Raw genomic sequence first — 21,151 nt, 5'->3', positions numbered from 1 at the left:
TGAAAGATTGCCATCGCGAGCAGGCTCGCTCCCACAGGAGTAGTGCGGTTATTGCTGCTGAACCGAGATCACAGGTGTCGGCGACACCAGCACTTTCGCGTGCATCTGCTCTGACCCGCCGCCCCGGCGCATGCCCCGCACCGGGCAGGCGTCGAGGTAATCCAGCCCCACCGCCAGTTTCAGGTGTCGCTCCGGCCGCGCCAGTTCATTGGTCACGTCAAAGCTGTACCAGGCGTCATCGATCCAGGCCTCGGCCCAGGCGTGGCTGGCCAGATGCTCGCAGTCCTCGCTGTACAGATAGCCCGACACATAGCGCGACGGCACACCGAGACTGCGCGCGCAGGCCAGAAACGCGTGGGCATGATCCTGGCAAACACCCGCCCGCCCGGCAAACGCCTCGGCGGCGCTGGTGTCGACTTCGGTGGCGCCCGGCTTGTACGTCATGTGCTGGTTCAGCCCATGCATCAGGTCGATCAGTGCATTGCGGTCCCGTCGCTGCTTGCAGGATTTCTCAGCAAACGCCCGCAATGCCTCGTCAGCCTCGGTCAGCCGGGTAAAACGCAGGAACGGCAATGCCGACTGGCTCTCATGCTCTGCTTCGCGCAACTCGTCGATATCGACCTGACCACGGGCGCCGATGATGATCGCTTCATGGGGCTCGTCCATGGTCAGCACATGCAGGATGTTGCCGAACGGATCGAGCTGGGCGCGTACCGGGCGCGGCAGGTCGAGCTGCCAGCTCAGCACATGCTGACGCTCGCTGTCGTGAGGTGTCAGGCGCAGGTACTGGATGCTCGCCCGCACCTGATCTTCGTAGTGATAGGTGGTCTCGTGGCTGATGGAAAGTCTCATGCGGCCTCCAGGTAGGAACTGTGAATGGCGTTGCCCAACTGGCGCACCAGCGGGATGAACTCGGTAAGCCAGGCGTGAAGCCCTTCCTCGAGGATTTCGTGGATACCGGTGTAGCGCAGGCGTGCGTCCATTTCCGCCGCCAGCCGTTGCGCAGGACGACCGTTGGCCCCCGGCAGTTGCGCGAGAATCTGGTCGATCTCTTCCGTGCAGGCCCGCAGCGAACGCGGCACGTCGGCGCGCAACAACAGCAGCTCGGCCACATGCCGGGCGCCCGGTGCGTCGCGGTAGATCTCGGTGTATGCCTCGAATGATGACAAGGCTCGCAACAAGGCGCTCCATTGGTAATAGGCATGGGCGGTGCCGTCGCTGACAGCTTCCGCCTGATCGCCAGCCATTTCGTAACGGGCGTCCAGCAGGCGCAAGGTGTTGTCCGCCCGCTCGATGAAGGTGCCCAAGCGAATGAAACGAAACGCGTCATTGCGCATGATGGTGCCGTAGGACGCGCCCCGAAACAGGTGCGAACGCTCCTTGATCCACTCGCAGAAACGACTCATGCCATAACGGCTGAGGCCCTGATTGGCGATCCCGCGAATCTCCAGCCAGGTGGCGTTGATGTTCTCCCACATGTCGGCGGTGATTCGCCCGCGCACCGCGTGGGCGCTGGCTCGCGCCGCGCCGAGACAGCTGTAGATGCTCGCCGGATTAGCCGCGTCGAGGGCGAAGAAGTGCAGCAAGCGCTCGGCATGCAATTCGCCGTGGCGTTCCAGGTAATCGTCCAGCGTGCCGGTGATCAGCAACGGCATCGCCAGTTCGTGCAAACCGTCGCCACGGCCGTCCTGCGGCATCAGCGACAGCGAATAGCTGACATCGAGCATCCGTGCGAGGTTTTCCGCCCGCTCCAGGTAACGCGACATCCAGTACAGATCCGAGGCAGTTCTACTTAACATGGCAGGCTTCCTTCAATCCTCGACCACCCAGGTGTCCTTGGTTCCGCCGCCCTGGGATGAATTCACCACCAGAGAGCCTTCACGCAGGGCGACACGGGTCAAACCGCCGGGTACGACCCGGGTTTCACGACCGGACAATACGAACGGGCGCAGGTCGATGTGGCGCGGCGCAATGCCGTTTTCGACAAAGGTCGGACAGGTCGACAGCGACAGCGTCGGTTGCGCGATGTACGCGTGGGGCTTGGCCTTGATCCGCTCACGGAACGCATCGATTTCCGCGGTCGTCGCCGCCGGCCCCACGAGCATTCCGTAACCACCGGAACCCTGGGTTTCCTTGACCACCAGATCCGGAAGATTGGCCAGCACATGGGAAAGTTCAGACGGGTTGCGGCATTGCCAGGTCGGCACGTTCTTCAGGATCGGCTCTTCGTCGAGGTAGAAACGGATCATCTCGGTGACGAACGGGTACACCGATTTGTCGTCCGCCACGCCGGTGCCGATGGCATTGGCCAGCACCACATTGCCGGAGCGATACGATGACAGCAGCCCCGGCACGCCGAGCATCGAATCCGGGCGGAAGGCCAGCGGGTCGAGGAACGCGTCGTCGAGCCGGCGGTAGATCACGTCCACCGCTTTCGGGCCGTCGGTGGTGCGCATGAAGACCTTGTCGTCGCGCACGAACAGATCGGCGCCTTCGACCAGTTCCACGCCCATTTCCCGGGCCAGGAACGCATGCTCGAAAAACGCGCTGTTGAACCGGCCCGGCGTCAGCACCACGACGCTCGGGTCGTCGATCGGGCTTGAGCTTTTCAGGGTGTCGAGCAGCAGGTTCGGGTAATGGTCGATCGGGGCGATGCGCTGGGCCGCGAACAGTTCAGGGAACAGGCGCATCATCATCTTGCGGTCTTCGAGCATGTAGCTCACGCCGCTGGGCGTACGCAGGTTGTCCTCGAGTACGTAATAGGTGCCGTCGCCGTCGCGCACCAGATCGACGCCGGAGATGTGCGAATAGATATCGCGGTGCAGATCCAGCCCCTGCATCGCCAACTGATATTGCTCGTTGGCCAGCACCTGCTCGGCAGGAATGATCCCGGCCTTGATGATGCGCTGCTCGTGGTAAAGATCGGCGAGAAACATGTTCAACGCCTTGACCCGCTGAATGCAGCCGCGCTCGACGATCCGCCATTCGCTGGCGGGGATGCTGCGCGGAATGGTGTCGAAGGGAATCAGGCGTTCTGTCCCTTGCTCGTCCCCGTAGAGCGTGAACGTGATCCCGGCACGATGGAACAGCAGATCGGCCTCGCGTCGCCGCTGGGCCAGCAGTTCGTCAGGCGTCTCGGCCAGCCAGCGGGCAAACTCCCGGTAATGCGGGCGGATCTGGCCGCCGGCATCGTACATCTCATCAAAATAGGTGCGGATCATGCCGTACTCCTTGTCACTCCGGACATACAGGCCTTCGCAAGGCCCGTGCCATCGGCATAAACGCTTTGATTTCAATCGGTTGGATATTCACGCCACACGCACCGCACCATTCCTGTGCGGCAAATGCCCCAACCTGATCGCCCCCGCTTCATTGCGACGCAGTCCCGTCGCCTATCACCAGCATAGTCAGAGTTGATTTCACTGCCCGGCGCCGGCCGCGGATAATCCGCGCATCCGCTGCAAAAACGTCGCTGACGAAGTACGCAGCCTCACTGATCCGGCTTGCCTCGGCAGCCCTACCGGCCGTAACCCTGACCGGTTCCCTCTCCTTCCGGTCTTCCCTTTTAGCCACCTGTTGAGGTGGCTTTTTTTTGCGCCGGTTTCTTGTTTCAGGGTTTTGCCATGGAGCGTTCAGGAGACAGAAACGACAACGGCCGACCCGAAGGTCAGCCGTTGCTCGAAGTGTTGCGAGGCTTATCAGTTCAAACGGTGCCGGTTGCGCACCTCCTGTTTCACGCCCCAGCCTTCGATAATACCGCCCAAGGGCTCGACCACCGCCGAAAAGCCCTGCTCGAAATCGCCAATGTCGTCGTAGGTTGCGTACATCACCTTGCTCAATTCCAGGGACCACGCGCCGTCGTCGCGCGCACTGACCTGGGCATTGATGGATTCACCGCGAAACTTGCCTGCCGCCCTGCGCGCCCGCTCCTCGTCCGGGAAAATGGCGTAGAACTCGATGGGATGGAATCGGGAAAAATCGAAACCGCCTTCTTTCATGCGGCGCAGAACATTGCTGCTGATGTCTTCTTGATAGGCTGTGCTCATGAATCGTCCCCCTCGCATAGATGGATAGACTTTCCGTATTCCCTGCACTGGCCCAAAGGGCTTGTGTGCTTACGGCAACCGCGTTGCCGGCGGGAAACAAGCATGTAGCTGACAAGACCAGACCTTAGCGATCCGTTCGCTGATCTCGCTTGCAGAGTAGCCCCAAGATAGAGCCGCTGCCAAGGCCTGGTACATGAAGAAAATGAAGATTCAGATTGGGGTGATGCTGCGGATTTCGATGCTGTTCTGGGTTTTCAGGCTTTTTACGCCGGCATCGGCGGTGCGCCCTTCCAGATCGTTCAGGTCAAGCTCGGCGGCGACCGGCAGCAATCGTTCCTTGATGAGGCGGGCTGCCCGTTCATGGCTGGGGCATTCCTCGCACTCGAAGACTTCGTCGATCGTTTCACCGTGATCGTCCACGAAAGTGACTTTCCACTTTGACATCGGAGCCTCCTCGAACAAACCCGCAAATGGGCTTACATCTATCTCGACTTTTGTCAGGATTGATCGTTCAAAAGGTTTACATCCGCCGAACATGAAAAAAAAGCTATCCACGTGGGAGCGGGCCTGCTCGCGAAAGCGAACGACCAGTCAACTCTACGTTGAATGATAAGACGCCTTCGCGAGCAAGCCCGCTCCCACAGGGGGTTTACAGTGCTTTTAGTCGTTGCTTGGTTTGTTTACCGCTTGCAGCACATATTGCGGCAAGGCGAAGGCGCCGATGTGGATTTCCGGGTTGTAGTAACGGGTGACGATGCCGCTGCCGATGAAGCGTTGTTGCAGAACCTCACGGCTCAGCTTGCGGTAAGCCGGGTTGGTCGAGCCCCAGGCGAAGGTCATCGAACCGCCGATGTAGGTCGGCACGGCCGCCTGATAGAAGTGCCAGTCCGGGAACAGGCTGCGCAGGCGGCCGGCGGTGGTTTTCACTTCTTCGATCTGCATGAACGGCGTGCCGTTCTGGGTCACGAGGATGCCGCCCTCGTTCAGGCAGCGGTGGCAGGCCTGATAGAAGTTTTCCGAGAACAGCACTTCGCCCGGGCCGATCGGGTCGGTGGAGTCGGAAATGATCACGTCGAACTTTTCAGTGGTGGTCGCGACGAAACGCATGCCGTCGTCGATCACCAGGTTCAGGCGTGGGTCGTCGTACGCGCCTTTGGAGTGGTTCGGCAGGAATTCCTTGCACATATCGACCACGGTGCCGTCGATCTCGACCATGGTGATGTGCTCGACGCTGGCGTGCTTGGTCACTTCGCGCAGCATGCCGCCGTCGCCACCGCCGATGATCAGCACGCGCTTGGCGGTGCCGTGGGCGAGGATCGGCACGTGAGTGAGCATTTCGTGATAGATGAACTCATCGGCTTCGGTGGTCTGAATCACGCCGTCCAGCGCCATCACCCGGCCCATGCGCGGGTTCTGGAAGATCACCAGGTGCTGGTGCTCGGTGCGCACTTCGTGCAGCAGTTTTTCCATGCGAAAACGCTGGCCGTAGCCTTCGTAGAGGGTTTCCAGGTATTCGCTGGTCTTGGTGACGGTCATGGTGAAGTGCTCCGATGAATGCGCGGGCGCCAATCGTCAGGTTCGATTGCCCGGGAAAGGCGCGCATTCTACGTTGCCGAAGATGACAGGTCGAACCTCAGTTCATCGGCCCCGCGCAATCCTTTGTGCGAACGGTCAGATCCGCATATTGCCCCGCGGCCCGGCAATCGCCCAGATGATCAGGCCCAGCACCGGCAGGAGGATGATCAACAGCACCCAGAGAATTTTCATCCCGGTCTCGGCGCCGCTCTTCAGCACGTTGATGATCGCCCAGATATCGAGGGCAAGAATGATCAGGCCGATCAGGCCGTTGAACGTGGAACCCATGGTGTCGCTCCAGAATAGTGGCATGCACTTTTAGGATAGACGGTCGCGCGCAGGGTTCCCTTTTATTGCGTTCAGACGTGCACGGCGACCTTCAGGGCTTCCAGCGACGGCGCAGCGGCGATGCCGACTTCGGCACACAGTTCCAGCACTCGCGGCACATCGTTGCCGTAGACCAGCACCACTTGCAGCTCGTCGTCGAGCAACTGGCTGAAGTTCATCAGCGTGTAGCCGCCGTTTTCCTTGTTCAGGCTGCTCATCTGCACCTGGATGCGGTTGAGCGCGGTCAGCGCTTCGGTCTTGGCCAGTTGCTTGGGCTTGAGGTTGAACTCGACGCCCGGGCCGAACGAAGCAACGATCTGCGCGAACAGATCAACATAGGTGTCAGCCTGGAACAGCACGGTCTCCGGCAGGCTGCCGACCACCACCCACTCACCCAGCGAAATCGGGAAAGTGTCGTCGTAGTTGATGTCCGGGTTGGCGGTCAGAAAAGCGTCTGCATCGGCGTAGGCCTGTGCCGCTTCATCCGCGACTTTCAGAATCTCGTCTTCGCCCATGCAGCCGGAGCTGATTTTGCTGATGAGTTCGGCGAGTGCGGCTTTCATGGGGCGGATCCTGTGGCGAAGGGAATTTTGAGGGCGCGAAGGATAGCGCATTCTCGCCTTCGCCACAGAGCAGGTTCCGGCCAGCGGCTTCAGCCCAGCAGTTTTTCCAGCTGCGCGGTGGTGTCCACGGCGCCCATGGTCCGGGCGGCGTCCAGGGCGGTGACGCCATTGGCATCCGTGGCTTTCGGATCGGCGCCCTGGTCGATCAAGTAGTCGACGATTTCAACCCGGTTGAACATCGCCGCCATCATCAGCGCCGTGCGGCCGTCGAAAGAGGCACCTTCAATCTGCGCCCCGCCCTCGACCAGAGCCTTGACCACGGCCAGATCCCCCTTGAACGCCGCGCCGGCAATCGGGCTCTGGCCGTTGCCATTGCGTTGCTCCGGATCGGCCTTGTGCTTGAGCAGCACTTGCACCGCGTCCACATGGCCGTAGTAACTGGCGAGCATCAGCAAGGTGTCGCCCTTGCTGTTGGTCAGGTTCACCGGCAGACCGGCAGTAATCAGGCGATCGAGCATCACCGCATCGCCCTCGCGCGCCTTGTTGAATACCTGCTCGGTGAATTCGGCAGCTTCTTCGGGGGTCATCTGGCGGCTTTGGTCGGACATGGGGCAACTCCACTTTCGGTCAATCGGAAAGCCGATAGTTTCCCGAGCGCGGCGATAGCTGTCATCCCCTTTTTTCCAAGGCTGCCGATAGCCAATATCAATAGCGGTACCTGCCTGCCCGAATGTCGGCAAGGATTTCATCCGTGACCTGCACGTAGGTTTCGGTCCCTGGCAGCCAGGCATAAATCGGATCATCGCCCGTCAGGCCGGGATCGAAACCTTCGTTTTTCAAGCGCGTCTTCTGATATTTGAAGGTGCCGGTGGTTTCCATCTTCACCTTGACCCGCAAGAACAACGGCACGGCATAGGCCGGCATGCGCTGGCGGGCGAAGGCCAGCAGTTCGGCGAAATCCAGGGTCGCCAGCGACTCGGCCGGGGTGATCGCCGCCATGCCGGCGCGGCCATTGGTGTTGGGGATTTCCACGCCATAGGCCACGGCTTCGGAGATGTGCGGATGCTGGAGCAGCAGGTTCTCGACCTCGGTGGTCGAGACGTTCTCGCCCTTCCAGCGGTAGGTATCACCGAGGCGGTCGACAAACTGCGCATGACCGAAACCGATGTTGCGCAGCAGGTCGCCGGTGTTGAAGAAGCGATCCCCCTTGGCAAACACGTCCTGCAGCACGACCTTGGCGGTTTTTTGCGGATCGGTGTAGCCGTCCAGCGGCGCCTTGTCATCGATCCGGGCCAGCAACAGACCCCGCTCGCCCCGATCGACCTTGCGCATGAAGCCGTCGGCACCGCGAATCGGTTCACCGCTGTCCTGGTCATAGGCGACCAGCTCCCAGGCCATCAGCGAGAAACCGATGGTGTTGTCAAAGTTGAGGATGTTGGTGAAGCCGATATTGCCGTCGCTGGCCGCGTACAGTTCACAGATGTGATCCACCGCAAACCGGGTCTTGAACTCGGCCCACGCACCGGGTCGCAAACCGTTGCCGATCATCTTGCGCACGTCATGGCGGCTGTCATCGCTGCTGACCGGCTGATCCACCAGATAGCGGCACAACTCACCGACGTAACCGATGGTGGTTGCGCGGTAGCGACGCACGTCGTTCCAGAACTGCCGGGCGCTGAACTTGCGGCGAATCGCGAAGCCCGACGCGCCATTGACCGCCGATCCCCAGCACACGCAAAGCCCGGTGGCGTGATACAGCGGCAACGTGCAATAGACGATATCGTCCGGGCGCATGTCGAGGGCGATCATGCCGAAGCTTGCCGAACTGCGCATCCAGCGCCCGTGCTTGAACACCCCGGCCTTGGGCAAGCCGGTGGTGCCGGAGGTGTAGATGTAGAAGCACGGGTCATCGAAGAAGATCTGCCGGCTGCTGGCCGGGTTGTCGACAGGTGCGTCGGCGCTGGCACTGATCAGATTGGTGTAACCCTGCGGGGCGATGCCCGGGTGACTGAAAGTGTCCTGATCCGCCACGAACCAGGTGCGGACCGGCGCAATCGTCACTTGCTCGCGCACCGCCGCGAAGGCTGGCAGCAATTCTTCCCCGACGACGATCGCCACCGGCGCCACCAGATTGATGCTGTGGATCAGCGTGTCGCGGGTCTGCGACGTGTTGAGCAGCGCGCTGACGGCGCCGACCTTGGCCAGCGCCAGAATCGTCACCAGCAGTTCCGGGCGGTTTTCGATGAACACCGCCACCACATCGCCTTTGCCGATGCCCTGCCCGATCAGGTAGTGGGCGATGCGGTTGGCCCACTGGTTGACCTGTGAATAACTCAGCACCACCTCGCCCGACAGCAGCGCGGGGCCATCGGGATTGCGCAGGGTCGCTTGTTCGAATGTCCAGCCCAGGCCACAGGTTTGGGTCGGATCCTTGACGTTGGCCACCTTCATGCCTTTCACCACCCGAGGAATGGCTTTGGCGATCATCGGCAGTTTGCGGAGCATCATGCCCCAGGTAATCGTGTCGCTAGGCGCGTGGCGCATGGCAGCTCCCGTTCGACCTTGGCGTGCAGGCCGGATTTTTATTGTCGGGCAATCGGGTGAGACAACCGGCGCTTCTCGAGCGAGGGTCGAGGCCGAAAATACGTCAGGGCTTCTCGGGCTGTACACGCGGTTTTTGCAATGTTTTGTATCCGCCAACGCTCCGAGGCGAAACGTGATTGCGGCCGGAGGGAATGGTTCCATCGGATCGACCATGATCCCGCAAAATGCAGGATGCACGATGGCCATTCATGCAGATTGCACGACACCCGAAATTAACGAAATTTATAACTTATTGATTTATATGGATTTTTAAAATCGAAAATACTGGCACAATCGCTGCAACTCCCTCCGCATGCTTGCCATTCAAGTGCATACGGAGCTGAAAGACATGAACCTGATCCAAGAAAAATTTACTTCCCTGTTCTCCAACTTCGCCGTCACTACTCAGCCACGTCCCGATGGCGGAATCCTGCTGACACTGAAGAGTGCCGACGGCAAAGTATTCAAGCGTGCGTTGACCTATCAGCAATTGCACACCGGCGATCAACTGTCGTGGGCGATCAGCGCGATTCGTCGTGACCTGGCGGAACAAGCCAGCGAGCTGCCGCAAATCGGCATGCTGCAAAGTCAGCAACGTTTTGCCCTGCCGACCTATCATTCGATGTAATCCGAACTTCGCATAAACAAACAGGCCGTGGAGCTTTCGCTTCACGGCCTGTTTGTTTATGCGTCCATTGTGTGAATTCAGAACGCTTCCGGCTCAATCCCGGTAAAGCTGTCGACGGTCACATGCCCTGCCAGCTCCCCGCCCTCACGGGCCAGCCCGCAGGTTTGCAGACCGGCGGCCTGGGCGGCGTCGAGTTCCTGAACGATGTCGGACAGGAACAGAATCTCCTGCGGCTCGACCCCGATGGCTTGCTGGATATTGCTGTACGACTGCGCTTCGCGCTTGGGCCCCGACGTGGTGTCGAAGTAGCCGCTGAACAACGGTGTCAGATCCCCTGCTTCCGAGCAGCCGAAAATCAGCTTCTGCGCCTGGATCGAACCGGACGAATACACGAACAGTTGATACCCGGCCTGATGCCAGCGCTGGAGCGCTTCGACAGCGTCCGGGTAAACATGGCCCTTCAACTGCCCGGCCTGATAACCCTGTTCCCAGACCATGCCTTGCAACGCCTTCAGTGGCGTGGCCTTGCGGTCCTCGGCAATCCAGCCCAGCAGAATGTCCACGACCCGTTCAACATCGGCCTGCGGTTCGTTGCTGTCACGGCGCACAGCGTCCAGTTGCCCGGCAACGTCTGCACGTGCGGCGTTCTGACGAACGAAGTCTGGCAGGTGTCTGGCGGCATACGGAAACAGCACGTCGAACACAAAACTCACCGAGCTGGTGGTGCCTTCGATATCGGTGAGGATGACCTTGATCGACATCGCCTCAGTCCTCCAGACGCGGGAAGCGGCCGGCTATGTCTTCGCCGGTGAAGTTGGCAACCCAGCCTTCAGGGTTGTTGAACAGCCGGATCGCCACGAAATGCGGGTTCTCGCCCATGTCGAACCAGTGTTTGGTGCCCGCGGGTACCGAAATCAGGTCGTTCTTCTCGCACAGCACGGCGTAGACGTAATCGTCGATGTGCAGGGTAAACAGGCCACGACCGGCGACGAAGAAACGCACTTCATCTTCGCCATGGCGATGTTCTTCGAGGAACTTGGCGCGCAACTCGGCCTTTTGCGGGTGATCGCTGTTGAGGCTGACCACATCGACTGTAATGTAACCGCGTTCGGTCATCAGCTTGTCGATCTGCTCTTTATAAGCACCGATCACTTCTTCCTGGCTGGCGCCGGGCTGGATCTTCGCGGCGGCTTGCCAACGGTCGAAGCGCACGCCCTGCTCGGCCAGGGTCGAGGCGATGTCTTCGAAATGGGTCAGCACCTTGTTCGGAATCTCGGGGCTGGAAACGTGATAGACGGACAGGCTGCTCATGGGGCATTCCTCGGTATCGGCCTTGCCGTCCGGTTCTTTCAGACCGGTCGGGCACTGCATTCATCAGGCAAATGGGCTGGTTCTGGTGAAGTCAGCCTTGGCGGTTCATGACGCTGCGGGTCTTCAACTCGCATTCAAACAGAAATTCAAAGGCCTCGATCTGGCGCAACGCGTCGCTCATCTGCGCGCCCCAGGTGTAGAGACCGTGGCCGCGTATCAGATAACCCACACAATCGGGATGGGCGTCGAGCCAAGGCTGCACCTTGGCGGCGAGGCGAGCAATGTCCTGATCGTTGTCGAAGATCGGTACTCGCACCCGGGATTCGTGGGTCGAGATGCCGCTGAAGGCTTTCTGCAGTTCGTAGTCTACGAACTCGATGAAGTCTTCGGGCGTCAGGCGCGACAGCACCGTGGCGTTTACCGAGTGGGTGTGCAGCACGGCACCGATCTCCGGGCGCCAGCTATACAGCTGGGTGTGCAGCAGGGTTTCGGCGGACGGTTTTTTGCCCGGTTCCAGACTGTTGCCGCAAAGATCGGTGGCCAGTACATCGTCCGGCCCCAACTGACCCTTGTGCTTGCCGGACACGGTCAACAGCGCTTCGCTCGGCGACAGGCGCGTCGAATAGTTGCTGCTGGTGGCCGGCGACCAGCCGCGACCATAAAGAAAACGCCCGGCATCGACGATTTGCTGGGCAAGCTGTTCACGGGTAAGGCTCATGGCCTGTCCTCTTGCATTCGAATGGCAATAATAACGGCAGCGGCGAGCGCTGCGAGACTGGCAATACTAAAGGTCAATGTCGCACCGAGGGCATTCCAGCTGTAGCCGGAATACAACGCGCCGAGCGCGCCGCCAGTGCCGGCCAGTGCGGCATACAACGCCTGGCCCTGCCCTTGCTGGCGCGCGCCGAAGCTACGTTGCACGAACGCGATGGCAGCGGCATGAAAGCTGCCGAACGTCGCGGCGTGCAGCACCTGGGCAAACAGCAGCACCCAGAGGAACTCGGCGAACGAACCTAGCAGCAACCAGCGCAGCGCCGCCAGCAGAAAACTTGCCATCAGCACCCGGCGAAGGGAAAAACGCGCAAGGATCCGGCTCATCGCCATGAACATCAGCACTTCCGCCACCACGCCAACGGCCCAGAGCATGCCGATCACGCCGCGGCTGTAACCCAATCGCTCGAGGTGCAAGGTCAGAAAGGTGTAATACGGCCCGTGACTCATCTGCATCAGCGCCACGCAAGCGTAGAACGCCAGCACCCCGGGACTGCGCAACTGCTTGAGAAAACCCTCGCCCGTCGGCCGGTTGCCCTGAGGCGGCTGCGCATTCGGCACCCACAGACTGCTGAGCACGATGCCGGCCATGATCAGCACCAGCGCCGCCGGGTAAATGTCGAGGCTGAGCCATTCGAACAATCGCCCCAGCGCCACCACGGTGATGATAAAACCGATGGAACCCCACAGCCGAATCTGGCTGTAGCGGGAGGTCTGACCTTGCAGATGCGCCAGGGTGATGACTTCAAATTGCGGCAACACCGCGTGCCAGAAGAACGCATGCAACGCCATGACCATCGCCAGCCAGGCGTAAGTCTTGCTGACGAAAATCAGCGAGAAGGTCAGCAGCGTACACACCGCGCCGAAGCGCACGATGGCCAGTCGTCTGCCGCTGTAGTCGCCGAGCCAGCCCCAGATGTTCGGCGCCACGCAGCGCATCAGCATGGGGATCGCCACCAGCTCGCCGATGCGTGCGGCGCTGAATCCAAGGTGATCGAAGTACAACGCCAGAAACGGCGCCGTCGAGCCGAGCAAGGCGAAATAGAACAGATAGAAACTGGACAGCCGCCAGTACGGGAGCGCCGCCACGGTCAGACCGCGGCGGCTTCGAGATCACCCATCAAAGCTGACCCAGCACCGGGGTGCTGACGCGCACGTCGGCGTTCTGGCCACGGTGACGCAGCAGGTGATCCATCAGCACGATGGCCATCATCGCCTCGGCAATCGGCGTGGCGCGGATGCCGACGCATGGGTCGTGACGGCCCTTGGTAATCACGTCGACCGGGTTGCCGTCGATGTCGATCGAACGGCCCGGGGTGGTGATGCTCGAGGTCGGCTTCAACGCCAGGTGCGCGACGATCGGCTGACCCGAAGAGATTCCGCCGAGAATGCCGCCGGCGTTGTTGCTGAGGAAACCTTCCGGGGTCAATTCGTCACGGTGCTCGGTGCCGCGCTGGGCGACGCAGGCAAAACCGGCCCCGATCTCCACGCCTTTGACCGCGTTGATACTCATCAGCGCGTGGGCCAGTTCGGCGTCGAGGCGGTCGAAGATCGGCTCGCCCAGACCCGGCATCACACCTTCGGCAACCACGGTGATCCTGGCCCCGACCGAGTCCTGATCGCGGCGCAGTTGGTCCATGTAGGCTTCCAGTTCCGGCACTTTGTCCGGGTCCGGGCTGAAGAAGGCGTTCTGCTCGACCGACTCCCAGGTCTTGAACGGGATTTCGATCGGGCCGAGCTGGCTCATGTAGCCGCGAATGACGATGCCCTGGGTCGCCAGGTATTTCTTGGCAATCGCACCGGCCGCCACGCGCATGGCGGTTTCCCGCGCCGAGCTGCGACCGCCGCCGCGGTAATCGCGCTCGCCGTATTTATGGTGGTAGGTGTAGTCGGCATGGGCCGGACGAAACAGATCCTTGATCGCCGAGTAGTCCTTTGACTTCTGGTCGGTGTTGCGGATCAACAGGCCGATGGAGCAGCCGGTGGTGCGGCCCTCGAACACGCCGGACAGGATTTCGACTTCGTCCGCTTCCTGGCGCTGGGTGGTGTGGCGGCTGGTCCCCGGCTTGCGGCGATCGAGGTCGCGTTGCAGATCCTCAAGGGAAATCTCCAGGCCCGGCGGGCAGCCGTCGACAATGGCGACCAACGCCGGACCATGGCTTTCGCCCGCGGTGGTGACAGTGAACAACTTGCCGTAGGTATTGCCGGACATGCAGGACGCTCCGTGAAATCAAACCCAAATTCATGATGCGCGCCAGTATACGCAGGCTAACCGAGTAGTTCATCCTCGAACCTTGGCGGTGTTGGTGAGTCCAACCGGCACCTTTGCAAATGATGGCGTGATGATGCTGCGAGTTTTGATCTTGAGCCTTACCCTGTTTACTGGCTTTGTCCAGGCGACCGTCCTGCAACGTCCGGTGACTCTGGACACCGGCAGCGGAGAACTTTTCGGCTCCCTGTTGCTGCCAAAGTCTGACAATCCGGTGCCGATTGTCCTCATTATTTCTGGCTCGGGTCCTACGGATCGTGACGGAAACAACCCCGACGGCGGGCGCAACGACAGCCTCAAACGGCTGGCCTGGGTGCTGGCCAAGCACAATATCGCCAGCGTACGTTTCGACAAGCGCGGGGTGGCCGCGAGCCTGGCCGCAACGCCGGATGAGCGCAATCTGTCGGTGGACGCCTATGTGGCGGACGCCGTGGCCTGGGGCCAGAAGCTCAAGGCTGACCCGCGTTTCGGCCCGTTGATCTTGCTCGGCCACAGCGAGGGAGCACTGATCGCCAGCCTGGCCGCACCGAAAGTCGACGCCGCCGCGGTCATTTCACTGTCCGGCACCGCCCGACCGATCGATCAGGTGTTGCGCCGGCAACTGGCCCGCAGCCTGCCGCCATCTTTGATGCAGCGCAGTAATGAACTGCTCGACAGCCTCAAGGCCGGTCACACCGACGACAATGTCCCGCCGCCGTTGCAGGCGATTTTCCGCCCGAGCGTGCAACCGTATCTGATTTCGCTGTTCCAACAGGATCCTTCCGCCGCCTTCGCTCAACTGAAAATGCCGGCCTTGATTGTCCAGGGCAGCAACGACATTCAGGTTCAGGTCGATGACGCCAACCTGCTCAAGGCGGCAAAACCCGATGCGACGCTGGCGTTGATCGAGGGCATGAACCACGTGATGCGCATCGTGCCCAACGACGTGAAGCGGCAAATGGCCTCCTACAAGGATCCGAATTTGCCGCTGGCGGCGGAACTGGGCACCCGGATCCTCGAATTTATTGACGGACTTCGCACCCGTTAAGCGCTTTTCGCCCTCCAGTCTTGATGAAAACGGCCGATAAGCCTTTGTCGCCAGCGTACTGGCTGGCGGCAAGCAGCTTGGACAGGATCTCGCCGTTATGACCGATACCCAGACTTCACCCGACACCACCGCTGAAAAAGACACACCACCGGCGGTCGAGCTGCCATGGGCGGATGTCCACGTCGAGCACCACAAGATGCTCCGCCTGGCGCCGTTGCAGACCGACCGCAACACCGGCGGGCGGCCGTTGCGCTTTGTTGAATTCGGTTACGCCGAGCGCAACAGCAAAGAACACAGCCTGATGCGCATGTCGATCAAACTGCCAGCGCAGCGTGTGCGCAAGGAACAGAACCAGCTCGACGTGTGGGTCGACCACAAGACCAAACGCGTGCATTTCGGCCCGGACAGCGGTTTGCAGATAGAACCGCTGAACCGTGGCATCGGCCGCTTCATGGCCGCCCAGGGCATCAACTGGGCGAAAAAGCGCTGGCCCACCTACACCGTCGACGGCATGGACTTGAACAACAAGGACGCGCTGAACGAAGACACTCGCCTGCGCCGCGATCACTTTCTGCGCGTGCATGGCTTTGACGTGGTTTACGCCGACGCCCAGCATTTGAAGGGCAGCGTCAAGGAAGTCCAGGTCGGTGACCTGCTGGGCGACTGGAACAGCGAAAAGCTGCAGATCGTCGAGATTCTTGAAGCTGCGCAGATGTTGCAACAGGCCGAGCAGAATCTGGCCGAGCAGGAAGTGAAGCTGAAGAAGCAGGAAGACAAGGTCAGCAAGTTCAAGCGCGAAGACGCCGGGTTGCGTTTCACTATTACCTGTCTGGTGGCGTTTGCGGTGTTTCAGGCCGGGTTGCTGATCTGGATTGCAACGCACCGCTGAGCCAATGATCGTTCCCACCGAGGTGGGAACGATCGGTTCAGGTCAGACGCGGGAAGCGAACAGTGCCTGATGATCGCGGCACTGTTCGGCGGTCAGCATGAACACGCCATGCCCGCCGCGCTGAAATTCCAGCCAGGCGAAATCGACTTCCGGGTACAGCGCTTCGACGTGTACCTGGCTGTTGCCCACCTCGACGATCAGCAAACCCTTCTCGGTGAGATGATCCGCCGCTTCGGCGAGCATCCGGCGCACCAGATTCAAACCATCATCGCCGCAGGCCAGGCCCAGCTCCGGCTCGTGCTGGTATTCGTCCGGCATGTCGGCGAAATCTTCCGCATCGACGTAGGGCGGGTTAGACACGATCAGGTCGAAACGTTGACCCGGCAGACCATCGAAACCATCGCCCTGCACGGTGAACACCCGCTCATCGACGCCATGGCGCTCGATGTTCTGGTTCGCCACCTCCAGCGCTTCGAACGACAGGTCCGCCAGTACCACTTCGGCGTTCTGGAACTCGTAAGCGCAGGCGATGCCGATGCAGCCGGAGCCGGTGCACAGGTCGAGAATTCGCGCCGGCTCGTCGCCGATCCATGGGGCAAAACGGTTTTCGATCAGCTCGCCAATCGGTGAACGCGGGATCAGCACGCGCTCGTCGACAATGAACGACATGCCGCAGAACCAGGCCTCGCCCAGCAGGTAGGCGGTCGGAATGCGCTCTTCGATGCGACGCTTGAGCAGGCGTTGCAGGTTGACCAGTTCATCGTCTTCCAGTGCGCAGTCCAGATAGCTGTCAGCGATTTCCCAAGGCAGATGCAAGGCACCGAGCACAAGTTGCCGGGCTTCGTCCCAGGCATTGTCGGTGCCATGGCCGAAAAACAGATCCTCCCCATGGAAGCGGCTGACGGCCCAACGGATGTGGTCGCGCAGGGTACGAAGTCGGGAAGTGATCACGGGGCAGAACTCCAGAAAAAACGACTGGCGATTCTACCAGCCAAAACGCGCCACGACGACGCAGGAAAAACTCCGGGGCGACGGTAGGACTCTTCCGATTTTCCCCTCGGCTATTGAACAGATCGTGTAACTTGACAAGGCTGCAGGCCAGCAACGACGGCGCCTACGACAGTAGCGATTCACAGAACCGCTCAGCCAGAGGACAATGTCGCAAAAGCCCCACCCCAAGGAGCCCCAGAATGTCCGTTCCAAAAACGATGTTTCAACTCAGCGGTCGCGGTTACGCAGCGGCCACGTTGAGCCATGCCACCGTGGTCATCATCGATGCCCAGAAAGAGTATCTCAGCGGCCCGCTGGCCCTGAGCGGCATGGACGCGGCTGTCGCGAACATCAAACAACTGGTTGCCGCCGCCCGCGCAGCCGGCCGGCCGATCGTGCATGTGCGCCACCTCGGCACCGTCGGCGGTCTGTTCGACCCGCAAGGCGAACGCGGCGAATTCATCCCCGGTCTGGAACCCCAGGGCGATGAAACCATCATCGGCAAACTGCTGCCGAGCGCTTTCCACGGCACCGAACTCTACGATCGTCTGCAAACCATCGGCTCGCTGGATCTGATCGTCTGCGGTTTCATGAGCCACTCCAGCGTCAGCACCACTGTGCGCGCGGCGAAAAACCTGGGCTTCCGCTGCACGCTGGTCGAAGACGCCTGCGCCACCCGTGACCTGCCGTTCAAGGGCCGTGTGCTCAGTGCCGCACAGGTTCAGGAGGCGGAAATGGCGATCATGGCCGACAACTTCGCCACCCTCGCGCTGACCAATGACCTGATCTGATCGACCGCCAATGAGCGGCTCTGCCCGCCGCTCATCCGCAAAAGCCTCGCATTTGCTTCAATTACCCTAGCCTCAGGAACAACCCGGTCAACTCCCGGTCGAAGGGCCGATACCCATTGAGGAAGGTCGGAATGAAGTTATCCGATGGATTTGACGCACGCCGCTTGCGGCCCAAAGGCCAAAGCAACTGGCGTTTTCGATTCGGCGCAGCGATCGCCGCCATTCTGGCGACGTTCGGCGTGCTGTTGGCGATGGCCGGGGTTGCCAGCCTGATCGGCCACCCGCCGGCACTCGGCGACTTGAATGCGACGCCGATGGGTTCGGCGATCATACTGGCCGTCGGCCTGTTGTTCCTGTATTTCGGCGTGGCCCTGTGGCGCCGTTGCCGGCGTCGCGCCCGGCAATCCCGGGAATTGAACATGTCCCCGCACCTGATGAAAAAACACGATTGAATCGACGGCCTGGCTTTTTGCCGGGCCGTTTTGTGTCTGTTTGGGTAAACTGGCCGCCCTTCGCGGAGGCTGATTATGCAAGACGACGATTTTTCCCTGTTCAAAAGTGCGATCCAAGGCGTCAAGCCGATCAAGCACGACCGCGCCGACACCGGCAAACCCAAGGCTGACCGCGACCGGATCGCCAAGCTGCGCCAGTCCGCCACCGTGCGCACCGAAACCACTACCGTTGATGGTCTGTCCGATCAGTTCGTGATCGACGTCGGTCCCGAAGACGAACTGATGTGGGCCCGCGACGGCGTGCAGGAAAGTCAGATGCGCAAGCTCAAGGTCGGGCAGATCCCGTTCGAAGGCAGCCTCGACCTGCACGGCATGAGCGTCGAAAAGGCCCGGGAAACCCTCTGGGCGTTTCTTGCCGAAGCGACCAGATTCGAAATCCGCTGCGTGCGCGTCACCCACGGCAAGGCTGTGCGACTCGACGGCAAGCGGCCAATGATCAAGAGCCACGTCAACACCTGGCTGCGCCAGCATGCGCAAGTGCTCGGTTTCTGCTCGTGCCAGGCGAAACACGGCGGTGCCGGCGCTGTTTACGTGATGCTCAAACGCACCATGATGGAAGGTCGTGACGAATAATCCCGTCACACCGAACTTGCAGGGGCGTGTCCGCCACCGTACCCTTGCCCTTTGCGAAAATCCCCACAGGTAGTTTCATGTCCCTGGAACAGAATTACACCGCGATTCTCGGCCAACTGGGCGAGGACGTCTCCCGCGAGGGCCTGCTCGACACGCCAAAGCGTGCCGCCAAAGCCATGCAGTACCTCTGCCGCGGTTATGAACAGACGCTCGAAGAGGTCACCAACGGTGCCCTGTTCAGCTCCGACAACAGCGAAATGGTGCTGGTCAAGGACATCGAGCTCTACTCGTTGTGCGAACACCACCTGCTGCCGTTCATCGGCAAGGCCCACGTCGCGTATATCCCGAGCGGCAAGGTGCTGGGCCTGTCGAAGGTCGCGCGGATCGTCGACATGTACGCCCGCCGCCTGCAGATCCAGGAAAACCTCAGCCGCCAGATCGCCGATGCGGTCCAGCAGGTCACCGGCGCGCTGGGCGTGGCCGTGGTGATCGAGGCCAAGCACATGTGCATGATGATGCGCGGTGTGGAGAAACAGAATTCGTCGATGATCACCTCGGTGATGCTCGGTGAGTTCCGCGAAAACGCGGCGACCCGCAGCGAGTTTCTCAGTCTGATCAAGTAATTTGCGACACAAAAAAACCGGCGTTGATCGCCGGTTTTTTTTCGTCCGTGAAAAATCGGGTAAGCTGCGCGCCTTCTTCAATGTCCCTGTGAGGCTTGTAACGTGTTCGTCAAAGCGCTTCGTGTCGGCCTCGGCCAACTGATCATCTTCGTTGACTTCCTGACCCGCCCGGGCAAGAAACAGCGCCCCGCCGCTGCCCAGGCCCAGGTCGACGCTGCCGCAAAAGACCTGACCCTGTATCAGTTCCACGCCTGCCCGTTCTGCGTGAAGACCCGCCGCAGCCTGCGCCGCCTGAATGTGCCGGTGGCGCTGAAGGATGCGAAAAACAACGAGCAGGATCGCCAGACCCTGCTGGAACAGGGCGGCAAGATCAAGGTGCCGTGCCTGCGCATCGAAGAGAACGGCCAGACCACCTGGATGTATGAGTCCAACACCATCATCGAATACCTGAACAAGCGGTTCGCCGCAGTCTGAACCCAAAAAAACCGGCCTGATGGCCGGTTTTTTCATGCCGCCTGCGCGGCCTGGGCCTGGCGCACCACCGCCGCCAGACGCTTGAGCCCTTCGTCCAGTCGTGCCGGATCGATGTGACTGAAGTTCAGGCGCAGATGACCGGGATTGCGATCCGGCTCGGGGAAGAACGGTTCGCCCGGCATGAACGCCACATCGTTGGCCAGTGCGGTGTTCAGCAGCGTGCGGGTGTCCAGCGGCTGTTTCAGGGTCAGCCAGAAAAACAGCCCGCCCTGCGGCGTGTTCCAGTCCGCCAGATCGGCGAAATGGATTTCCAGCGCCGCTTGAAAGGCATCTCTGCGCTGACGGTAAAAGCCGCGCAGTTCGCTCAAGTGTTGCTGATATTTCTCGCTGCCGATCCACTGCAATGCCTGCCACTGACCAATGCGGTTGGTGTGCAGATCCGCCGACTGCTTGAGTTTGAGCAGATGCGGAAACAGATCCGGGCTGGCGATCAGGTAGCCGACGCGCAGACCCGGCAGCAGGGTTTTCGATACGGTGCCGGTGTAGATCCAGCTGGATTTCTTCAGACGTCCGGCAATCGGTTGGGCGCTGCCGCCGTCGAAGGTCAGTTCGCGGTAAGGCTCGTCTTCGATCAGGGTCACGCCGAACTCGTCGAGCAATGCCGCAACAGCTTCGCGCCTGGCTTCGCTGTAGCGCACGGCGGACGGGTTCTGGAAGGTCGGGATCAGGTAGATGAACGCTGGGCGGTGCTGCTCCAGACGCTGACGCAATTGCGCAAGGTTCGGACCGTCAGCCTCCAGCGGCACGGTCAGGCAATCGGCGCCGAACAGCTGGAAGATCTGCAGGGCCGCCAGATAGGTTGGCGCTTCGAGCAAGATTTCTGTGCCCTTGTCGATGTACAACTTGGCCGCCAGATCGAGAGTTTGCTGGGAACCACTGACCACCAGCACCTGACTCGCCTCACATGGCAAACCCAGCGCCCTCGCCTCTGCCGCCAGGGCTTCGCGCAACGCAGGTTCTCCTTCGCTCATGCCGTATTGGCCCAGAGACAGCGGCATGTCGGTCCAGTCGACCTTCGGCAACATCGCTTCAGCCGGCAAACCGCCGGCGAAGGACATCATTTCCGGGCGCTGGGCCGCTGCAAGGATTTCACGGATCAGAGAACTTTTGAGACGCGAGACACGTTCGGAAAAAGCCAT

The 21,151-nt window shown here is 60.8% G+C and carries 26 protein-coding genes; 9 read left to right on the top strand and 17 right to left on the bottom strand.

Annotation, left to right across the window (positions count from 1 at the left end):
- Nucleotides 1–48: 48 nt before the first annotated feature.
- The 10 genes from J5M72_RS26270 to J5M72_RS26225 form a co-directional block, all read right to left on the bottom strand.
- A complete protein-coding gene (locus tag J5M72_RS26270) occupies nt 49–852 on the bottom strand; it encodes a transglutaminase family protein (protein ID WP_085613483.1) in 804 nt (267 codons plus the stop codon).
- Nucleotides 849–1,799 carry an alpha-E domain-containing protein gene (locus tag J5M72_RS26265; protein WP_096822958.1) on the bottom strand — a complete coding sequence of 317 codons (951 nt, stop codon included), beginning with the start codon at nt 1,797–1,799 and terminating at the stop codon, nt 849–851. Before J5M72_RS26265 ends, J5M72_RS26270 begins: the two co-directional genes overlap by 4 nt.
- 12 nt (nt 1,800–1,811) lie before the next feature.
- Nucleotides 1,812–3,221, bottom strand: coding sequence for a circularly permuted type 2 ATP-grasp protein (locus J5M72_RS26260; RefSeq protein WP_039769936.1), 1,410 nt, complete (start codon nt 3,219–3,221; stop codon nt 1,812–1,814).
- Nucleotides 3,222–3,698: 477 nt separating this feature from the next.
- Nucleotides 3,699–4,046, bottom strand: coding sequence for a ribonuclease E inhibitor RraB (locus J5M72_RS26255; RefSeq protein WP_007960698.1), 348 nt, complete (start codon nt 4,044–4,046; stop codon nt 3,699–3,701).
- A 210-nt stretch (nt 4,047–4,256) separates the two neighbouring features.
- Entirely contained in the window at nt 4,257–4,490 is a 234-nt protein-coding gene (locus J5M72_RS26250) for a hypothetical protein (RefSeq protein WP_007959980.1), read from the bottom strand.
- 216 nt (nt 4,491–4,706) lie between these two features.
- The gene (speE, locus tag J5M72_RS26245) at nt 4,707–5,582 is read right to left on the bottom strand and encodes a polyamine aminopropyltransferase (RefSeq protein ID WP_007959983.1); all 876 of its coding nucleotides are present in this window, start codon (nt 5,580–5,582) and stop codon (nt 4,707–4,709) included.
- Nucleotides 5,583–5,717: 135 nt separating this feature from the next.
- A complete protein-coding gene (locus J5M72_RS26240; RefSeq protein ID WP_207867747.1) occupies nt 5,718–5,909 on the bottom strand; it encodes a PLDc N-terminal domain-containing protein in 192 nt (63 codons plus the stop codon).
- A gap of 71 nt (nt 5,910–5,980) precedes the next feature.
- Nucleotides 5,981–6,511, bottom strand: coding sequence for a hypothetical protein (locus J5M72_RS26235; protein WP_207867746.1), 531 nt, complete (start codon nt 6,509–6,511; stop codon nt 5,981–5,983).
- Nucleotides 6,512–6,600: 89 nt separating this feature from the next.
- Complete coding sequence (locus J5M72_RS26230; protein WP_169429532.1) at nt 6,601–7,119, bottom strand: ankyrin repeat domain-containing protein; 519 nt, start codon at nt 7,117–7,119, stop codon at nt 6,601–6,603.
- Between the two features lie 97 nt (nt 7,120–7,216).
- On the bottom strand, nt 7,217–9,055 hold the full coding sequence (locus tag J5M72_RS26225) for a long-chain-acyl-CoA synthetase (protein WP_207867745.1): 1,839 nt from the start codon (nt 9,053–9,055) through the stop codon (nt 7,217–7,219).
- On the opposite strand from J5M72_RS26225, the gene J5M72_RS26220 reads away from it, so the two are divergent.
- The gene (locus J5M72_RS26220) at nt 9,054–9,368 is read left to right on the top strand and encodes a hypothetical protein (RefSeq protein ID WP_207867744.1); all 315 of its coding nucleotides are present in this window, start codon (nt 9,054–9,056) and stop codon (nt 9,366–9,368) included. The two genes, J5M72_RS26225 and J5M72_RS26220, sit on opposite strands and share 2 nt — an antisense overlap.
- Nucleotides 9,369–9,443: 75 nt before the next feature.
- On the top strand, nt 9,444–9,722 hold the full coding sequence (locus J5M72_RS26215) for a DUF3509 domain-containing protein (RefSeq protein WP_039769924.1): 279 nt from the start codon (nt 9,444–9,446) through the stop codon (nt 9,720–9,722).
- A 77-nt stretch (nt 9,723–9,799) separates the two neighbouring features.
- Here J5M72_RS26215 and mtnC read toward each other — a convergent pair whose 3' ends face one another.
- The 5 genes from mtnC to aroC form a co-directional block, all read right to left on the bottom strand.
- The gene (mtnC, locus tag J5M72_RS26210) at nt 9,800–10,483 is read right to left on the bottom strand and encodes an acireductone synthase (RefSeq protein WP_207867743.1); all 684 of its coding nucleotides are present in this window, start codon (nt 10,481–10,483) and stop codon (nt 9,800–9,802) included.
- A 4-nt stretch (nt 10,484–10,487) separates the two neighbouring features.
- A complete protein-coding gene (locus J5M72_RS26205; protein WP_085710649.1) occupies nt 10,488–11,033 on the bottom strand; it encodes an acireductone dioxygenase in 546 nt (181 codons plus the stop codon).
- A gap of 91 nt (nt 11,034–11,124) precedes the next feature.
- Nucleotides 11,125–11,751, bottom strand: a complete 627-nt coding sequence (locus J5M72_RS26200) for a methylthioribulose 1-phosphate dehydratase (RefSeq protein WP_207867742.1) — start codon at nt 11,749–11,751, stop codon at nt 11,125–11,127.
- Complete coding sequence (locus tag J5M72_RS26195; RefSeq protein ID WP_169429526.1) at nt 11,748–12,893, bottom strand: MFS transporter; 1,146 nt, start codon at nt 12,891–12,893, stop codon at nt 11,748–11,750. The genes J5M72_RS26200 and J5M72_RS26195 overlap by 4 nt, the downstream gene beginning before the upstream one ends.
- A 31-nt stretch (nt 12,894–12,924) precedes the next feature.
- Nucleotides 12,925–14,016, bottom strand: a complete 1,092-nt coding sequence (gene aroC, locus J5M72_RS26190; protein ID WP_169429525.1) for a chorismate synthase — start codon at nt 14,014–14,016, stop codon at nt 12,925–12,927.
- Nucleotides 14,017–14,146: 130 nt separating this feature from the next.
- On the opposite strand from aroC, the gene J5M72_RS26185 reads away from it, so the two are divergent.
- Both J5M72_RS26185 and J5M72_RS26180 read left to right on the top strand, forming a co-directional pair.
- Complete coding sequence (locus J5M72_RS26185; RefSeq protein ID WP_207867741.1) at nt 14,147–15,100, top strand: alpha/beta fold hydrolase; 954 nt, start codon at nt 14,147–14,149, stop codon at nt 15,098–15,100.
- 97 nt (nt 15,101–15,197) lie between these two features.
- Entirely contained in the window at nt 15,198–15,989 is a 792-nt protein-coding gene (locus J5M72_RS26180; protein ID WP_207867740.1) for a hypothetical protein, read from the top strand.
- 42 nt (nt 15,990–16,031) lie between these two features.
- Here J5M72_RS26180 and prmB read toward each other — a convergent pair whose 3' ends face one another.
- Nucleotides 16,032–16,940, bottom strand: a complete 909-nt coding sequence (prmB, locus tag J5M72_RS26175) for a 50S ribosomal protein L3 N(5)-glutamine methyltransferase (protein ID WP_085710643.1) — start codon at nt 16,938–16,940, stop codon at nt 16,032–16,034.
- 239 nt (nt 16,941–17,179) lie between these two features.
- Between prmB and J5M72_RS26170 the strand changes: the two genes are divergently transcribed.
- The 5 genes from J5M72_RS26170 (at nt 17,180) to J5M72_RS26150 (ending at nt 19,952) form a co-directional block, all read left to right on the top strand.
- Nucleotides 17,180–17,770 (top strand): cysteine hydrolase family protein, encoded by a 591-nt coding sequence (locus J5M72_RS26170; RefSeq protein ID WP_169429523.1) that lies wholly within the window; start codon nt 17,180–17,182, stop codon nt 17,768–17,770.
- Nucleotides 17,771–17,901: 131 nt separating this feature from the next.
- A complete protein-coding gene (locus tag J5M72_RS26165; RefSeq protein ID WP_169429522.1) occupies nt 17,902–18,222 on the top strand; it encodes a hypothetical protein in 321 nt (106 codons plus the stop codon).
- A 75-nt stretch (nt 18,223–18,297) separates the two neighbouring features.
- Nucleotides 18,298–18,855, top strand: coding sequence for a Smr/MutS family protein (locus J5M72_RS26160; RefSeq protein ID WP_169429521.1), 558 nt, complete (start codon nt 18,298–18,300; stop codon nt 18,853–18,855).
- 77 nt (nt 18,856–18,932) lie between these two features.
- Nucleotides 18,933–19,478, top strand: coding sequence for a GTP cyclohydrolase I FolE (folE, locus tag J5M72_RS26155; RefSeq protein ID WP_003204506.1), 546 nt, complete (start codon nt 18,933–18,935; stop codon nt 19,476–19,478).
- 102 nt (nt 19,479–19,580) lie between these two features.
- Entirely contained in the window at nt 19,581–19,952 is a 372-nt protein-coding gene (locus J5M72_RS26150) for a glutathione S-transferase N-terminal domain-containing protein (RefSeq protein WP_007960011.1), read from the top strand.
- A gap of 32 nt (nt 19,953–19,984) precedes the next feature.
- Here J5M72_RS26150 and J5M72_RS26145 read toward each other — a convergent pair whose 3' ends face one another.
- A complete protein-coding gene (locus tag J5M72_RS26145) occupies nt 19,985–21,151 on the bottom strand; it encodes a PLP-dependent aminotransferase family protein (protein ID WP_207867739.1) in 1,167 nt (388 codons plus the stop codon).

The organism is Pseudomonas sp. 58(2021), assembly GCF_017491585.1.
Lineage (GTDB): Bacteria > Pseudomonadota > Gammaproteobacteria > Pseudomonadales > Pseudomonadaceae > Aquipseudomonas > Aquipseudomonas fluorescens_BT.
This window is presented reverse-complemented; position numbering and strand designations above follow the sequence as displayed.

What these genes read in the sequence shown, in the direction of transcription:
- J5M72_RS26270 (WP_085613483.1), bottom strand. Translation starts at nt 852, where the DNA reads ATGAGACTTTCCATCAGCCACGAGACCACCTATCACTACGAAGATCAG.
- J5M72_RS26265 (WP_096822958.1), bottom strand. Translation starts at nt 1,799, where the DNA reads ATGTTAAGTAGAACTGCCTCGGATCTGTACTGGATGTCGCGTTACCTG.
- J5M72_RS26260 (WP_039769936.1), bottom strand. Translation starts at nt 3,221, where the DNA reads ATGATCCGCACCTATTTTGATGAGATGTACGATGCCGGCGGCCAGATC.
- J5M72_RS26255 (WP_007960698.1), bottom strand. Translation starts at nt 4,046, where the DNA reads ATGAGCACAGCCTATCAAGAAGACATCAGCAGCAATGTTCTGCGCCGC.
- J5M72_RS26250 (WP_007959980.1), bottom strand. Translation starts at nt 4,490, where the DNA reads ATGTCAAAGTGGAAAGTCACTTTCGTGGACGATCACGGTGAAACGATC.
- speE (WP_007959983.1), bottom strand. Translation starts at nt 5,582, where the DNA reads ATGACCGTCACCAAGACCAGCGAATACCTGGAAACCCTCTACGAAGGC.
- J5M72_RS26240 (WP_207867747.1), bottom strand. Translation starts at nt 5,909, where the DNA reads ATGGGTTCCACGTTCAACGGCCTGATCGGCCTGATCATTCTTGCCCTC.
- J5M72_RS26235 (WP_207867746.1), bottom strand. Translation starts at nt 6,511, where the DNA reads ATGAAAGCCGCACTCGCCGAACTCATCAGCAAAATCAGCTCCGGCTGC.
- J5M72_RS26230 (WP_169429532.1), bottom strand. Translation starts at nt 7,119, where the DNA reads ATGTCCGACCAAAGCCGCCAGATGACCCCCGAAGAAGCTGCCGAATTC.
- J5M72_RS26220 (WP_207867744.1), top strand. Translation starts at nt 9,054, where the DNA reads ATGGCAGCTCCCGTTCGACCTTGGCGTGCAGGCCGGATTTTTATTGTC.
- J5M72_RS26225 (WP_207867745.1), bottom strand. Translation starts at nt 9,055, where the DNA reads ATGCGCCACGCGCCTAGCGACACGATTACCTGGGGCATGATGCTCCGC.
- J5M72_RS26215 (WP_039769924.1), top strand. Translation starts at nt 9,444, where the DNA reads ATGAACCTGATCCAAGAAAAATTTACTTCCCTGTTCTCCAACTTCGCC.
- mtnC (WP_207867743.1), bottom strand. Translation starts at nt 10,483, where the DNA reads ATGTCGATCAAGGTCATCCTCACCGATATCGAAGGCACCACCAGCTCG.
- J5M72_RS26205 (WP_085710649.1), bottom strand. Translation starts at nt 11,033, where the DNA reads ATGAGCAGCCTGTCCGTCTATCACGTTTCCAGCCCCGAGATTCCGAAC.
- J5M72_RS26200 (WP_207867742.1), bottom strand. Translation starts at nt 11,751, where the DNA reads ATGAGCCTTACCCGTGAACAGCTTGCCCAGCAAATCGTCGATGCCGGG.
- aroC (WP_169429525.1), bottom strand. Translation starts at nt 14,016, where the DNA reads ATGTCCGGCAATACCTACGGCAAGTTGTTCACTGTCACCACCGCGGGC.
- J5M72_RS26185 (WP_207867741.1), top strand. Translation starts at nt 14,147, where the DNA reads ATGATGCTGCGAGTTTTGATCTTGAGCCTTACCCTGTTTACTGGCTTT.
- J5M72_RS26180 (WP_207867740.1), top strand. Translation starts at nt 15,198, where the DNA reads ATGACCGATACCCAGACTTCACCCGACACCACCGCTGAAAAAGACACA.
- J5M72_RS26170 (WP_169429523.1), top strand. Translation starts at nt 17,180, where the DNA reads ATGTCCGTTCCAAAAACGATGTTTCAACTCAGCGGTCGCGGTTACGCA.
- J5M72_RS26165 (WP_169429522.1), top strand. Translation starts at nt 17,902, where the DNA reads ATGAAGTTATCCGATGGATTTGACGCACGCCGCTTGCGGCCCAAAGGC.
- J5M72_RS26160 (WP_169429521.1), top strand. Translation starts at nt 18,298, where the DNA reads ATGCAAGACGACGATTTTTCCCTGTTCAAAAGTGCGATCCAAGGCGTC.
- folE (WP_003204506.1), top strand. Translation starts at nt 18,933, where the DNA reads ATGTCCCTGGAACAGAATTACACCGCGATTCTCGGCCAACTGGGCGAG.
- J5M72_RS26145 (WP_207867739.1), bottom strand. Translation starts at nt 21,151, where the DNA reads ATGGCTTTTTCCGAACGTGTCTCGCGTCTCAAAAGTTCTCTGATCCGT.